Raw genomic sequence first — 15,150 nt, forward strand, 5'->3', positions numbered from 1 at the left:
ACCCCCGAGCTAGACGACCGGCGGCGCCATCACGTCGATCGATTCCAAGAGCATTCCTCTGGCCAACCCGCGTGGATCCGGGTCGTACTCCCCGAGCGCCGTGATCATCGCGCCGTCGACCATCGCGACAAGACGGCGCAATTGCCCCTCGGGAGCCGTTCGGCCCGAGCGTCGAAGCGCATCGGTCAACAGGTCGTCGAGCTGGGCGCGTAGGCGCAACTGCACGTCACGAAGCGCGGGATGACGGGCACACGCCACAAATCGTTCGTAGCGCGAGATCAATCGTTCGCGGCTCTCCGGCCGCTTCTCTTCGTCTCCGAGCAGCAGCTCGACCAAAAGTTCGACGGTTGATTCCGCGCCCCGCCGACGCTGGGTCACCGCAGCCACTCTGGCGCGCATCGCTTCCATGTCGGCGTTGCCGTTGAGCTCGACGGCACACGCGATCAGATCGTCGAGTGAGTCGAAGTAATAGGTCGTCGAAGCCAATGGAAGGTCGGCCCTGGTTGCCACCGCTCGGTGACGAACGGCGTCGAACCCGCCCTCCAGCAAAAGTTCAGCAGCGGACGCCACCAGAGCTTGGCGACGTCGTTCACCCTTGGGCGTAGCTGCAGAAGACACCACGACATCGTGCCAGCAGAGGGCACCTCCGCATGGCGAAACAGCTCGAAGACCCTGCTGTTTGTTACCCGAGCCACTTTTCGAGGCGGGTCAGCGCCTCCTGGATGTCGGCTGTCGCGCCCGCGAACGAAAGTCTGACCATCCGGTTTCCGTGGACGGTGTCGAAATCGATTCCGGGTGCCAACGCGACCCCGGTATCTGTCAGCAACCGGGCACACCACGCGGTGGCGCCCTCGTCGCCACACAGATGGCCGATATCCGCGTAGACGTAGAACGCACCGTCGGCGGGAGCCAGCTCGGTGATGCCCAGTTTCGGCAACCCGGTCAACAGCAGTTCACGATTGACGGCGTACCGCTGAACGTGCCCGTCCAACTCGACCTTCGCCTCGTCCGAGAACGCCTCGATGGCGGCGTACTGAGAGATCGCGGGCGGACACACCGTCATGTTCGACGCGAGTCGCTGCAGCGGGCGCCGCAAGTACGTCGGCACCAACATCCACCCGAGCCGCCAACCCGTCATCGAGAAGTACTTGGACACCGAGCCGATCACTACGGATTCGCGTGAGGTCTCCCAGGCGCTCGACGTGTGCTGATCGCCGTATCCGATGCCGTGGTAGATCTCGTCCGAGATCAGAAGGGTGCCGTGCTGCTCGCACCACGTCGCCAACGCAGCGAGCTCCTCGGGCGAGATCACCGTGCCCGTCGGATTTGCCGGGCTGGCAACGATCAGACCGGCAGGCGGCGACGGCAAGGCCTCGAGCATGTCCACCGTCGGCTGGTATCGGGTTGCCGGCCCGCAGTCGAGTTCGACGACGTTGCAGCCGAGAGCGGCAAGGGTGTTGCGGTAGGCGGGATATCCGGGGCGAGCGACCACCACGGTGTCGCCCTCGTCGAACGCGGCCAGGAAAAGCAAGGTGAACGCCCCGGACGAACCTGTCGTCACCACCACGTCTTCGGCGTCGACGGCTATTCCCGATCGCTCGCTGTGGTAGCGCGCAATAGCTTCGCGTAGCGGCAGGATCCCGAAAGTCTCGGTATACCCGAGTAGTTCGGTGCCGAGGATCTCGCGCGTCGCACGTAGCACCGGTGCCGGCGCGGGGGTCGACGGTTGACCGGCAGCCAACGTCAGAACGTCACCGTGCGTCCGCTGACGTTCGGTCGCGGCCTTCCATACATCCATGACATGGAAGGTCTGGATATCTGATCGACGAGATTCTGAGCGCACACCCCGACGGTAGCCGAACCACACTTCCGTGAGAAACGACGACCATCCATTGTGACGATCCGACAGATTCAGGTGCTCAGCATGAGTCGATTCAACGAGACCTGGGCCACGTCCCTCGCGCAGCATTGATCAACGACATCCTTCGATCAAAAGGTGCATCAGATGAAAGCTCGCTCAGTGCCCACCGCGGCTCTGGTCACGATCGGCGTTCTCACGGTTGCCTCGTGCGGAAGCACCTCTGATCCTGGCGGCGGTACCTCCGGGGACTACGCCAAGGACGGGAGTTTCACGACGATCGTGAACACCGACCCCGGCAACCTTCATCCCCTGATCACCAACCTGACTGCCACGCAGGCAATCAACAGCTATACCAACGACTCGTTGTTGGCCATCGACCCCAAAACCCGTGCAGCGGGCTCGTATCTGGCCGAAAAATGGAGCGAGAACGGAACTTCGCTGAACTTCACCCTCAAAAAAGGGATCACGTGTGAAGACGGCACGACGTTCACTGCCCAGACAGCCGCGAACAACATCAACTGGGTCGTCGACAAGACGAACGGCTCGCCGTGGCTGGGAGCGTCGGTACCCGAAACTGCAGTAGCAACCGCCGATGGCGACGAGCTCACGATCAAGACGGCGGAACCTGCGCCCTTCCTGCTCGAGCGCATCGGTGCTCTCAAACTGGCATGCCAGGCAGCACTCGACGACCCCGCCAGTGTTCGCGGCAGCAGCAACGGAACCGGCCTGTTCAAGATCACCGAAGTAGTGGCAAACGATCACGTGACGCTCGAACGCCGCGACGGATACAACTGGGGACCGAACGGCGAAACCACATCGGACACCCTCGGAGTGCCCAAGGCCGTCACGATCAAGATCGTGACCGACGCGGCGACGACGGCGAACCTGGTCCTCACCGGAACGGTGAACGCAGCACCGGTGGCCGGTGCGGATATCGAACGTGTGGAAGCGTCCGGCCTGGAATCGATGACGTCGAACACCTTGAGCGGGCAGTTCATCTTCAACCACAATGCTGCTCTTCCCACCAAGGACGAAGCGGTGCGCAGCGCGCTCGTGCAGGCAATCGATCTCGACGACTACACGGACATCAACACCGGTGGCAAGGGTTCGCGCGCTACGGCATTGGCCGTTGTCGATCCGCGGGCATGTGACTACGACAGTGTCACCGGTGTAGTTCCGAAGTTCGACATGGCTGCGGCGAAGAAGACCCTCGCCGACGCCGGCTGGAAGCCCGGATCCGACGGCGTTCTGACCAAGGACGGTCAATCGCTGCAATTGACGGTCATCTTTGCCAACTACCGCGATACCACTTCTGCAGCAGCAGAATACGCGATGAAGCAGTGGCAGGAACTCGGCGCGAAGGTAGAGCTTCGCGGTGGTGACAACAATTTCATCATCTCCAATACGTTCGCGGCAAAGGACCTGACATCCTGGTCGATCTCGATCGGTCTGACCGTCCAGAGTGACACTCCCAGCATCTTCGTTCCGTACTTCTCCGGCCCGACCCCTCCGGCGGGCGTCAACTTCGCATCGATCGACAATCCCGAGTACACCGAACTGGCTGCGAAGGCCTCGGTTCTGCCCGGGCAGGAATCCTGCTCGGTGTGGAAGGAAGCGGAACAGGCGCTGTTCACCTCTTCTGACGTCGTTCCGGTATCCACATCGCCGAACTTCATGTTCTTCAACGGTGCGACGTCCCTGTACGCGCCGATTGGTGGAACCCTGGCGGGCCCAGGCATCCGAGTTCTGAAATAAGCCGGAAGACAAAGCTTTACGTCTGCATCTATTTCTCCGATTCGAAGGATCTACATGACTGACCGTCCATTTGTTCTCGACGACCTCCACCGCGTGGTCACACCCACTGAAACCGCAATCTCGCCCGACGGCACCGTGGTCGTCTTCGTTCGCTCGGAAATTGTTGCCGGAAAGGCAACTACATCTCTCTGGGCAGTGTCCCGCGATTCCCAGGCTCGCCGCCTCACTGCGGGGCCCGCCGATTCGGCACCTCGGTTCTCTCCGGACGGAACTTCGATTGCCTTCCTCCGCAAGGTCGGCGACTCCGCGCAGCTGCACCTGATCCCGCTCGCCGGCGGCGAGGCCGAAACCCTCACCACAGCAGCATCACTCCCCCTCGGTGCCGGCGCACCGGTCTGGAGCCCGGACGGAAATGCCATTGCATTCGCCGCTGTGATCTCACGTTCGGACTCCACCGATCCGAATGCGCCCATCGTCACCGACCGACTCGGATACAAGGTGGACGGCGCCGGTTGGCTCGGCACCTTCCGTCGCCACCTGCACACCGTCGATCTGGAGACGAAGGCAGTACGACGCCTCACCGACGGTGATTGGAATGCGGACGTACCGTCCTGGTCGCCCGACGGCACGGCTCTTGCCTTCACCGCGAATCTCGAACCGGACAGCGATCTGAACCTCACGTTCAGCGCTTACCGAATCCTCGTCGACGATCTGTCAGTTCCGCCGCAGCGACTCGGTCACGCCACCGGGGTGCAGGGCTCCACACTGTGGCACCCGCAAGGAGATTCGGTCGTCGCCATCGGCACCCCCGAGGTCCGTGTCGGAACTGCCGACCTGATCCGTCTGTCCGTCCCCGGCCCAACTGAGACACCGGTCGACGTCACCCTCACAGCTCATCTCGATCGCAACGTGATGCCCGGCGCGCCCGGTTACCCCGGTGGCACACCGGCACTGTCGAATACTCGCGACGAAATCGTGTTCTGCCTCCGCGATCGCGGATGGACGCATCTGTATGCAGCCGACATCGAAACCGGAACCTCTCGCTCCCTCGTCGCCAATCCCAACGAGGTCGTCTCGGCGCTCTCCGTTGCCCGTGACGCCCGCGTCGCCTCCGTCATCGTCACCACACAGCAGTCCTTCGGCGAGGTCGCACTCGTCGATCTCGACAGCGGCGCTGTCACCACGCTGACAAAATTCACCGCAGAAGCACTCCCCGAGGTGACCCTGTTTGCCGCCGAGGAGCGCGAATTCACCATCTCCGACGGCCGTACCGTGCATGGTTGGTTGCTGTCCGCTCCCGAAACTGATGGCGCTGCACCTCTTCTGCTCGACATTCACGGCGGACCGCACAACGCGTGGACCGGCGTTGCCGATACCTATCACCCCGCCCACCAGGTTCTCGCAGCGCAGGGCTGGCGCATCCTGACCCTCAATCCACGTGGATCGGACGGGTACGGCGCAGACTTCATGTATGCCGTCAACGGCGCCTGGGGTACCTCGGACCAAGCCGACTTCCTCGAGCCGATCGACGCACTTGTCGCCGAGGGACTTGTCGACGGGGACCGCCTGGCGATCACCGGGTACAGCTACGGCGGATACAGCACCTGCCACCTCACCTCGCAGACCGATCGCTTTGCCGCGGCGGTGGCCGGTGGGCTGATCTGCGATTTCAACGCCATGGCCGGAGTCTGCGATTTCGGTCCGCACCTCGCGTCGCTCGCCACCGGCACCACTGTTCCCGAGAACTCCGCGGGGCTCCTGGCAGCCTCACCGCTCGCCGCCGTGAAGAACGTGGTGACCCCGACGCTGATCCTGCACGGAAAGTCGGACGAGCGGTGCCCGCTGGGTCAGGCCGAGGCCTGGTTCGCCGCACTTCGCCAGCTGCATGTACCCACCCGACTGGTGGCGTATCCCGGTGCAAGCCACGGGTTCCTCGTCAACGGCTCGATCTCGCACCGAATCGACTACAGCACACGGCTCATCGAGTGGGTCAAGCGATACACCTCCGCGAAGCTGCCCAAGACCGGCCTGGCCAACGCATCTGCCGGCGCCGACGCATGGAAGCGCTCACTGGACGTACTGTGTGAGCGTTACGGCGTCACCGGTGCTCAATTCGGTATTCTCACACTCGATTCCAGCGGCAAGGAAATCACCCGTACGACGGTGGCTTCCGGCGTGATCAATGCAGACACCGGGGTCGAGGTATCCACCGACTCCCTGTTCCAGATCGGATCCATCACCAAGGTATGGACCGCGATACTGGTCATGCAGCTGGTCGACGAAGGCTTGCTCGACCTGGACGCGACCGTCCGGTCGATCCTGCCCGACTTCGCACTGCAGGACGAGGAAACAGCCGCCCGCATCACGGTTCGCGCACTTCTGAACCATCGCAACGGAATCGACGGTGACCTCTTCATCGACAAGGGTCGCGGAGACGACGTCGTCGAACGCTACGTCGAGGGCCTGCGTGACTTCCGTCAGGTTCATCCACTCGAGGACGGCTTCGCGTACTCGAATTCCGCGTACGTCCTTGCAGCTCGTATCGTCGAGGTTCTTCGCGGCGGTATCTGGGACGACATCCTCAAGGAGCGGATCATCGATCCACTCGGCCTCGCGCACACACTCACGTTGACCGGAGATACTCCGAGATACTCTGTGGCAGCCGGTCATACAGGGAACTCCGTCGTGATGCCCGTCTGGCCGATCACGCGCTCGATGGGGCCGGCCGGCTGCATCACTGCCAGCATCGGAGATCTGCTCACGTTCGCGGAACTCGGCCTTCTCGAAGGTCAGAGCGTCGACGGTGTGCGGATCGTGTCGGAAAAATCAGCCGCCGCGATGCGTACACCCGAAATCGATATCAGCGAACTGTTCCCGGACAAGTCGGGCTGGGGTCTGGGTTGGTTCCACGAAACCTGGTCGGGCGAAGAAATTTTCGGCCACGACGGCAGCACCATCGGGCAGCACGCATATCTGCGCATCTTCCCCCGCCACAATGTCGCGATCGCGCTGCTGACCAGCGGCGGCAAAGCAGACGGCCTCTATCGTGATCTCTTCACCGAAGCCGCGGCCGCATTGGTCGGACTCGAACCTCCGCAAGCCCTCGCCCCGAACCCCGCGAGTGTGGAGTCGATTCCGGATTCGGTTCTGGGTAAGTACAGCTCGGGCGGAATAGCAATCGAGTTCCGTCGTGGAGAGTCCGCTGACGAGGCTGTGATCACCGTCATCGGCGACGTCATCCCGAATCCCGAGGAAGACGAAACAGCTCCGAAGAAGCCTGCAGCGGTAGCCACTCTCGTACCGTCGCAGATCCCGGGGACCTGGACCACCCGTCAACCCGGGGCTGCCGGGTGGACGACGGTACGACCGCACCGCGACGGCGTGTACGTCGGATTCCGCTTCCTACCACGGGTTAACGCGTGACGACGACCGATACACATACGATGACGGAAACACCGAACGCCGAAACACAGAACGCCAGCGAACTCGAGGAATCAAAGATGCAAGAACAGCTTCAGGAACTCGTCGACCAGTGGAGGGTCGAGGCAAACATCCCCGGCGTCTCGGTCGGTATCGTGCACGGCGACAAGGACATCGTCGTCACCAGTGGCATCGAGAGCGTCGAAACCCAGCTCCCGGTCACCGACAAGACGATGTTCATGATCGGTTCCACCACAAAGGTTTTTGCTGCAACAGCCGCGATGGCACTCGTCGAGGACGGCCTACTCGATCTCGACACCCCACTGGTCGAGTACGTCCCCGAACTGATCCTCGCCGACGACGAAGCCACCCGCACAGTCACGATGCGTCATCTTCTGACGCACACCGGCGGGTTCACCGGCGACGCCAGCCTCTCGGCAGGCTGGGGTGAAGACGCCCTGGGTCGATCGATTTCACGGCTGAAGGAACTACGACAGGAATTTCCCGTCGGAGAGGTCTTCTCCTACAGCAACTCCGGATTCGTCCTCGCCGGATACGTCGTAGCCAATATCAGTGGACTGACCTTCGAAGAGCTGGTCAAGCAGCGCGTTCTGGACCCACTCGAGATGAAGAACTCGGCGTTCCTGCCCTGGGACGTGATGACCCACCGGTTTGCACTCGGCCACTACATCCGCGAGGGTGAGCCGTTCGCGTCCAACGAGACCGGACTGGACCGCGGTATGACGCCCTGCGGTGGAATGTGGTCCTCGGTGCGCGATCAGCTCGTCTGGGCACGCCACGCACTGTCGGGCGAACACCCGGGTGAGGGACAGCCGCTCGACGAGTCCACCCGGTTGCTGATGCAGAAGCCGCAGCGTCCCGCCGCGATGATGTTCGAGGAAGTCGGCATCGGCTGGCTGCTGACTCGATACGGAACCACCCAGGTAGTGCGGCACGGCGGAAACGTCAGCAACCTCCAGGTCTCCGAGTTCTTGACCGTGCCTGAGAAGAACTTCGCCGTCACCGTGCTGACCAACGCACTCGGCGGCGGAATCGGCAAGAAGATCGTCGACTGGTGCATGGCCAACCTCGCAGAGTTGCCCGCGCCGGCATCTCTCGACGTGGTCGAGCCCGAACCCTCTGCCGTCGACGCCGTCCTGGGCAAGTACCAGGCCGGCAACCTGACCATGACCGTCGCCCCCGGTGACGAGGGAATCGGCGTCCGCATGGGCAGCGCGCAGGACCTCGGCGAATACGAGGACATCGTCTGGCCACCGGCGATCCCGATCGCCTTCGTCAACGATCTCGACTTCGCTGCTCGCGCCGACACCACGCGGACGCTGGGGCGCTTCGTCACCGATGACACCGGACGCGCCGTGATGCTCGAATTCGGCGGCCGAACCGCCAAGCGAGTGGCTTGATCCTCTAGACGGGTGACGCGGTCCGATTACGAGGCCGCGTCACCCGTCTTTGTATATGCACAGCCTTTGTATATATGCACAGCCGCGAAGGTACAGACTGGACGCCATGAACGTCATCGGCGAGTCGATTCTGCACCCGTCCCGGTGGAGCGTGCGCGCCCGGACGACCGTGGCATCGACCCTCGTGATCGCCTTCTGCTTGGTGATCGCCGGGCTTGCACTGGTTTTCGTACTGGCGAACTCCCTGCACCTGTCCGCACTGAACAGCTCCGAGGCCCGTGCCGCACAGTTGGTCCAGCAACTCACCGGGAAGGGCCCAGCCGATCTCGACCCTTCGCTTCTGTCCACCGACAGCCAGATCGGAATCGTGCAGATCGTCGACGCCGATCACCGAATCGTCGCCCAATCGCCTGGAACTGACAGCGACCTACTCTCCGAACGCATTCTCGGCCCTGACGAGTCGGACACCTATGGAAGGGTCAAGAAGTCCGACGACGAGGACTACTGGCTGATCGGACACGGCGCTCAGACGCCGGCCGGACCGGTCACCGTTTTCGTCGGCGCCGACCGTGAACCGGTTGAAACCGTGGTGACCACCGTTGCCGTTCTGCTCGCCATCGCCGGGCCCCTGGTTCTTGGACTGGCCGCGTTTGCCACTTACCGCCTGGTGGGTTCGGCTCTCGCTCCCGTGGAACGCATCCGCGCTCGGGTTGCCTCGATTTCGAGTGGGCGTCAAGGTGAACGAGTCCCCGTCCCGTCCGGGAACGACGAGATAGCCCGACTGGCAACAACAATGAACGACATGCTGGCGCGCCTCGACGAAGGCGCACTTGCTCAACAACGATTCGTCAGCGACGCCTCCCACGAATTACGTAGTCCACTGTCCACGATCACGACGGCTCTCGAACTGGCACACCGACGCCCGGATCTCCTCGACGACGCACTGATCGAAGACGCGCTACTTCCCGAGGCGCGACGGATGCGGCAGTTGATCGAGGATCTGTTGATTCTCGCGCGCTCGGATGAAAGCGAACTCGAATCCATCGGTACCGTCGTCGACGTCGACCTCGACGACATTCTGTTCGCCGAGCAGAAGCGGATCGACGGTATCTCCGAGATCGCGGTCACCGCCACCGTTGCTCCGGTTCGCGTGTCCGGAGACCCGAGGGCGTTGGCGCGCATGGTGCGAAACCTGGTCGACAACGCAGTGCGGCACGCCGAGACCCTCGTGCATCTCGAGTGTTCCGAAGCCGGCCACGAAGCCCATATCGTGATCGAGGATGACGGGCCCGGAATCCCTGCAGCAGAACGCGAACGAATCTTCGGACGCTTCGTCCGCCTCGACCAGCCGCGGTCGAGGCAGGGAGGTGGCTCCGGACTCGGACTCGCCATCGCGTCGGAAATTGTTGCGGCGCATCACGGAACCATTTCCGTCAGCGAGAGGGTAGGCGGTGGAAGTCGATTCGAGGTGACAATTCCGCTACCGACCGACTGAAGATCAGGCAGTGCCGACAAAGCGGTACCCGATGCCTCGAATGGTTTCGATGCTGTGGGTTCCGAACGGGAGGTCGACCTTCTTACGTAGGTAACCGATGTAGACCTCGACGATGTTCTCGTCACCTTCGTAGTTGGTGTCCCAGACCGAGCGAACGATCTCGGTCTTCGTGACCACAACTCCGTTGTTGCGCATCAGGAACTCGAGAACGCTGTACTCACGTGGCGTCAGCGTCAATTCGATTCCCGCTCTGATCACCTGATGTTTGGCGGGGTCGAGGGACAGGTCTCCCACGGTGAGTATCGATGGACGCTGGGGAGCGCCCCGCCGCACCAGTGCGCGAAGCCGCGCGAGGAATACTACAAACGAGAAGGGCTTGACCAGGTAGTCGTCGGCACCGAGATCGAAAGCATCAGCGAGGTCGTATTCGCCGTCCTTCGCCGAGAGCATGAGGATCGGCGTCCACACCTCCCGGGCGCGTAGGTCCCGCACGATGTCGTAGCCGTGTTTGCCCGGCAACATGATGTCGAGAACGATCACGTCGAATTCGTCGCTGCAGGCAATCGCGAATCCGTCGTCCCCGTTGAGTTCCACGGCGGTCACGAATCCCTCGGCTACCAATCCCCGCCGGATCGTCTCGGCCAGGCGTACTTCGTCTTCGACAACCAGTACTCGCACCACCGGCCCCGTTTCGTCGACACGCAGTTGTTCGGATGCACCCAGTAGAGCAGACGGTGGGCCCATGACCGAGTTACGTTCAGCGTTTCTTCAGCTTCGGATCGTCACACTGCATTCATGCCAGCAACTGTGTCGACCGTGCGAAACGTGGTCACCGAAGTCTTGACCGAGAGCACCACCGCAGAAATTGCGGTTGCCGCAATCGTGGTGGCGGCCGCGCTGTTCGCATTCGGTTCGATCTACCGGGCCTCCAGCGTTCGGTCAACAGCGCTCCGCGCGTCCGGGCTCGCCCTCGCCCTGGTGACGCTCTCGATCCAGGTATATCGAAACGGGTGGTTGACGAGCTTCGACGGGCCGGTGACCGACTGGATGGTCGATCATCGGAGCGGCGCCCTCAACCAGATCGCGGTCGCCGTCACAGATCTCGGTAGTCCTGTCGCCACCGCGCTGCTCGGGATCACTTGCGGAGTGCTCATCTCGTGGCGAGCGCGTTCGGTTGTTCCGGGTTTGATCGTGATCGGAACCGTTGGCGGTGCGGCAGTCGCCAGCACGGTAATCAAAGCGCTCGTCGGTCGCGAACGTCCGCCGACCAACATCCAGGTTCTTCTCGAGACCGGCCACTCGTTCCCGTCTGGTCACGTCACCGGCACAGCAGCGCTGTTCGGCATTGCAGTTCTCGTTGTGAGCGTCGACCGAACACCGACTGTCAAACGTCTTCTGATGCTGCTCGCCGTGACGGTCACCGTTGTCGTCGCGCTCACTCGCCTCTACTTGGGAGCTCACTGGCTCACCGACGTCGTTGCCGGAGCTGTCCTCGCGACGCTTGCCGTCACTGCGGGTGGAGCAGTCTTCCGGTTCGTCGGCACGCACAACCAGTCCGAATCAACTACTGCTGCAGTGCGCTCTGCAGAACCTTCAGCACTTCACGAGCCGCAGTCGGCCCGGTATTGAGGTAGAAGACGTCGTCGTCGACAGCAACGGCATGGTTGGCAATCACCCCACGTAACTGCGCCCACAACGGCGCGTTGGTCAACGTCGCCGGGTCCCCGCCTTGCACTCCGTAGAAGATCCAATCAGCGTCCGCGACGTTCAACTCTTCCTCACTGATGTCTCGGGAGGTGTCGTCGAATTGCTGCGACTCCGGACGCGTCAGGCCGGCATCCTGGGCGATACTGCCGGTGAACGAAGGAATGCCGAAGATGCGCAAGCGATTTCCGTTCTGGCGGCTGAACGACACTGTCGGCGGCGACGAAAGGGACGCACCCAAGGCCGCGGCGTCGGCGTTGAACGTATCCAGCAGTGCCGTCGCCTGCTGCGTCTTACCTACCCCGTCGGCAACCAGCAGGAAGTCCTGCTTCCAGTTGACGCCGGTCCCCTGCGTTGCCACGGTGGGCGCAATTGCCGAAAGCTGGTCGTACAGCGAATCAGCATCCTTCCCTGCAACATTCATCAAGATCAGGTCAGGATCGAGCTTGACGATCGCTTCGAAGTTCGGTGTGAAGCGCCCACCTGCGTCGGCGACATCACCTAGCTGGGTGCGGAATTCGGGGTATGCGGCCAACAGGTACGGCGGCACCAGGTCCGCACCGTCACCACGAGTCGAAGCCGTAGGAACGACGCCGAGAGATAAAAGCGCATCTGCTTGCCCGGTCGAAATGACGACAACCTTTTCGGGCTGCGATTCGATCGTGGTGTCACCTTTGAAGTGTGAAACGGTACGAGGGAATTCGCCGTCCGACTTTCCGCTCCCCATTCCAGCCGGGACTTCTCGCGGAGCGACAAACGCAGAGTCCGCCGGAGTCGACGCACTGATGTCAGTGTCTGTGGGCGAGGCGTCGCTCGAGCAGCCACTGAGAGCTGCCACCAATGTCAGTGCGCCGATCAGCATTACACTGCGTGACTTCTGTCCAAAATTCATGATCGTGTCCCGTACGTCGTGAAGCATGACAGCTTCATCTACCGTCATGGTTAGGTGACCCTACCCTTTGAGGAACTGTAAACTATATCTGTGTCAGATACAGTTTTGGGACGTGGATCACACGGGATCGGTCGCTACTCTGATCGCGTGCCCACTGCGGAAGAAGCATCGAGATCACTCATCGCTGCGGCGTTCGAATTGCGTCGAGCGCTGCGTGAATACATGGATACGTCGGGTACCGACGCGACTTTGCCAGAGGCACAATCCGAGGTACTTCACGATGTCGCGCACCATCCCGGCACTCGCATCGGGGCCGTGGCCGATCGCCTCTCCAGACGCCCGAACACCGTCAGCACGCTGGTGCGCATCCTCTCCGACAAGGACCTGATCGAGCGGCGACCCGATCCCACAGACGGCCGGGTGAGCACGCTTTTCGTGAAGGACGAGCGAAGCGCGCGCCGGGACCGTCGGTCCGAATTACGCATCGGCGTCCTGGCCCAAGAACTGACAGCCCTCGACGAACGTGACCTCGACACATTGACCACTGCCATCGGCATCCTCGACCGAGTCAATCGATCACTGCGAGTTCACGCACCGCGATGATGCCACTCAGGTGACTTTCCCACTCTTCTCGTAGACGTCGGCAAAACGCCTCATCTGCTCCGTGATGCCCGTCAGGCTGTACCCCGTACGCAGTTCTACCGAGGCAACCTGGCCCGAAACCACAGCCGGAAGCCTGGTGAACGTCGGCGAATTGAGCTCCGGCGCGTCAGACCACGTCGGCGGAATCAGGAGGAGATCGGCCGGAAAGACGCCCGGCTCTTCCCAACTCGCTGATGCCCAGAAACCGTCCTCGCTGTCCAGCTTCGCGAATTCGACGCCCATCGTTTCGAGAATACTTCCGAGCGGAGTCCATCCCGGCACCGCGTAGTCAAGGCTCGACTCCAACGGAATCGCGTATGCAACAGAGATATTCGTTCGCGATGTGGCCAATTCACGCACCCGGTCACCGAGCGCACTCAACTCTTCCCGTTTTGCCGCGTAGACCGGCGAGGTGTCGGTGCCGCCGATACCCTGAACCAACGAACTGAAGCTGTCCAACGCCGCTTGCGCCCCGTCGGTGATCTTGACACCTGCAATGGGAGCAACCTCTTCGACGCGAGCGATATCGTCGCCCCAGATGCTGCCGAAGTTTCCGCCGTTGTACGAACTCCAGATGTCGATGACCAGATCCGGGTCCACTGCCAGGAGTTTCTCGGCACTGATATCTGTGTCGGTCTCGCTGACATGGGCAATTCCACTGAAGTCGAATGCACTCAACGTTGATTCGTCCAGCCTGGAAAAGCCGATGATGCCGACCGGCACGACGCCGTATTCGAGTAGCACCGGCGCGGTGTCCGCCGTCGCCACAATGCGTTCGGGGATCTTGTCGAGCGAAATCTGCTGACCACGCGCATCGACATACGTCCACACATCACCGTCGGACTTCGCGCCGGTCGTCGAGGTGCCACATGCTGCCAGCACCGTCGAAAGTGCCACTGCCACAGCCATGAAGATGGCCCTGCTACCGCGTTTCGAACGCGGCGCAACAAAATCGATCACTTCTGCCCCATGCTGTCGAGCGGGTTTCGGGCGAACCCCGAACCCGGAAAGTAAAGTAAGCCTCGCCTACATGGCTAACGGTAGAGCGGATCAGGGGATGACGCAATCGCGGAGTTTTGTCAAAGAATGTCGAAATCGGATCAACGATCCGCGTTCTTTCGAAATGCCATCGGCGTGACACCGGTGGACTGTTTGAAAGCGGCGACGAAACTACTGGGCGTCGAGTATCCGATCTGCTCTGCCACGTCGGCGACCGCAACACCTTGGCCGAGTAGGGACATCGCCACGTTCATCCGAAGCAGTACTCGCCACTGACCGAAACTCACGCCGGTGTCCACCTTGAATCGACGAGCCAAAGTGCTGGTGCTGACGCCGATCTCGTTCGCCCAGTCTCCGAAACTGCGTGGGTCCTCCGGATGGGACAACAGGTCGCGTGCAATCCGCCCGACCGGGCCCGAATCGGGGATCTTCATCGCTCCGCGCTCGTCGCCGGGAACAACGAGGTCGAAGAACACTCGCTCGGCGCGGCGCCTCGCGTCGTCCGACATCTCGCGAGCACTCAGATGCAGAAACAACTCGTAGAGTAGCGGCGTGCCGTGTACCGCAACCGGGCGATCACCGAGCGAAGGCCCCTGCCCTACAGCGCAATACACCGTCAGGAACTGCGCACCCGCGGCAACGCGCACCGAGTGTCGATGCAGTGCCGGTATCCACAGCCCTCGTCCCGGCAACAATGTCCACATCTGGGCGCCCGAGCGAACAACCACAATGCCGGAACGCGGGAACAGAATCTCGTTCGATCGGTGCGCGTGGGTTTCCCATGTCACCGGTTGATCAGCACTCGACGCACCACCCCACAGGACCAAATCTTCGGGCTCGTCGTCTAATTCGTGTTCGGATACCACCAGCTCGTCGCTCGACGGCACGCCCCACCGGAGCCAATCACCGTCGACCTCGGATTTTGTCCGCCTCACGTCTACATCCCTGGATCGACCGTCGT

12 protein-coding genes are annotated in these 15,150 nt (G+C 62.0%); 6 read left to right on the plus strand and 6 right to left on the minus strand.

Going from position 1 to position 15,150, the window contains the following annotated elements:
* Positions 1–9 precede the first annotated feature (9 nt).
* Entirely contained in the window at positions 10–618 is a 609-nt protein-coding gene (locus ACKAMS_RS14240; protein ID WP_024487531.1) for a TetR/AcrR family transcriptional regulator, read from the minus strand.
* Between the two features lie 64 nt (positions 619–682).
* Entirely contained in the window at positions 683–1,798 is a 1,116-nt protein-coding gene (locus tag ACKAMS_RS14245) for a pyridoxal phosphate-dependent aminotransferase (protein WP_179154745.1), read from the minus strand.
* A gap of 207 nt (positions 1,799–2,005) precedes the next feature.
* Between ACKAMS_RS14245 and ACKAMS_RS14250 the strand changes: the two genes are divergently transcribed.
* From ACKAMS_RS14250 to ACKAMS_RS14265, 4 genes are all read left to right on the plus strand, one after another.
* Complete coding sequence (locus ACKAMS_RS14250) at positions 2,006–3,616, plus strand: ABC transporter substrate-binding protein (protein ID WP_020968549.1); 1,611 nt, start codon at positions 2,006–2,008, stop codon at positions 3,614–3,616.
* A 54-nt stretch (positions 3,617–3,670) separates the two neighbouring features.
* The gene (locus ACKAMS_RS14255) at positions 3,671–7,039 is read left to right on the plus strand and encodes a serine hydrolase (RefSeq protein WP_408989164.1); all 3,369 of its coding nucleotides are present in this window, start codon (positions 3,671–3,673) and stop codon (positions 7,037–7,039) included.
* A gap of 20 nt (positions 7,040–7,059) precedes the next feature.
* A complete protein-coding gene (locus ACKAMS_RS14260) occupies positions 7,060–8,457 on the plus strand; it encodes a serine hydrolase domain-containing protein (protein WP_408989165.1) in 1,398 nt (465 codons plus the stop codon).
* A 106-nt stretch (positions 8,458–8,563) separates the two neighbouring features.
* Complete coding sequence (locus tag ACKAMS_RS14265) at positions 8,564–9,952, plus strand: HAMP domain-containing sensor histidine kinase (RefSeq protein ID WP_029254549.1); 1,389 nt, start codon at positions 8,564–8,566, stop codon at positions 9,950–9,952.
* A gap of 3 nt (positions 9,953–9,955) precedes the next feature.
* Here the strand turns inward: ACKAMS_RS14265 and ACKAMS_RS14270 are convergent, their stop codons facing one another.
* Positions 9,956–10,630, minus strand: coding sequence for a response regulator transcription factor (locus tag ACKAMS_RS14270; RefSeq protein WP_024487527.1), 675 nt, complete (start codon positions 10,628–10,630; stop codon positions 9,956–9,958).
* A gap of 117 nt (positions 10,631–10,747) precedes the next feature.
* Here ACKAMS_RS14270 and ACKAMS_RS14275 point away from each other — a divergent pair, with 117 nt between their 5' ends.
* Positions 10,748–11,581 (plus strand): phosphatase PAP2 family protein, encoded by an 834-nt coding sequence (locus ACKAMS_RS14275; protein WP_256922330.1) that lies wholly within the window; start codon positions 10,748–10,750, stop codon positions 11,579–11,581.
* Here the strand turns inward: ACKAMS_RS14275 and ACKAMS_RS14280 are convergent.
* On the minus strand, positions 11,517–12,596 hold the full coding sequence (locus ACKAMS_RS14280; protein ID WP_408989166.1) for an ABC transporter substrate-binding protein: 1,080 nt from the start codon (positions 12,594–12,596) through the stop codon (positions 11,517–11,519). The genes ACKAMS_RS14275 and ACKAMS_RS14280 overlap by 65 nt on opposite strands.
* Positions 12,597–12,695: 99 nt before the next feature.
* Here ACKAMS_RS14280 and ACKAMS_RS14285 point away from each other — a divergent pair, with 99 nt between their 5' ends.
* Positions 12,696–13,151, plus strand: a complete 456-nt coding sequence (locus tag ACKAMS_RS14285; protein ID WP_020968542.1) for a MarR family winged helix-turn-helix transcriptional regulator — start codon at positions 12,696–12,698, stop codon at positions 13,149–13,151.
* 6 nt (positions 13,152–13,157) lie between these two features.
* Here ACKAMS_RS14285 and ACKAMS_RS14290 read toward each other — a convergent pair whose 3' ends face one another.
* Complete coding sequence (locus tag ACKAMS_RS14290; protein ID WP_387405273.1) at positions 13,158–14,099, minus strand: ABC transporter substrate-binding protein; 942 nt, start codon at positions 14,097–14,099, stop codon at positions 13,158–13,160.
* Between the two features lie 191 nt (positions 14,100–14,290).
* Positions 14,291–15,124: an AraC family transcriptional regulator gene (locus ACKAMS_RS14295; protein WP_031332880.1), complete on the minus strand. Its 834-nt coding sequence runs from the start codon at positions 15,122–15,124 to the stop codon at positions 14,291–14,293.
* Between the last annotated feature and the right edge of the window lie 26 nt (positions 15,125–15,150).

This window comes from Rhodococcus sp. 5A-K4 (assembly GCF_046097995.1).
Lineage (GTDB): Bacteria > Actinomycetota > Actinomycetes > Mycobacteriales > Mycobacteriaceae > Rhodococcus_F > Rhodococcus_F erythropolis.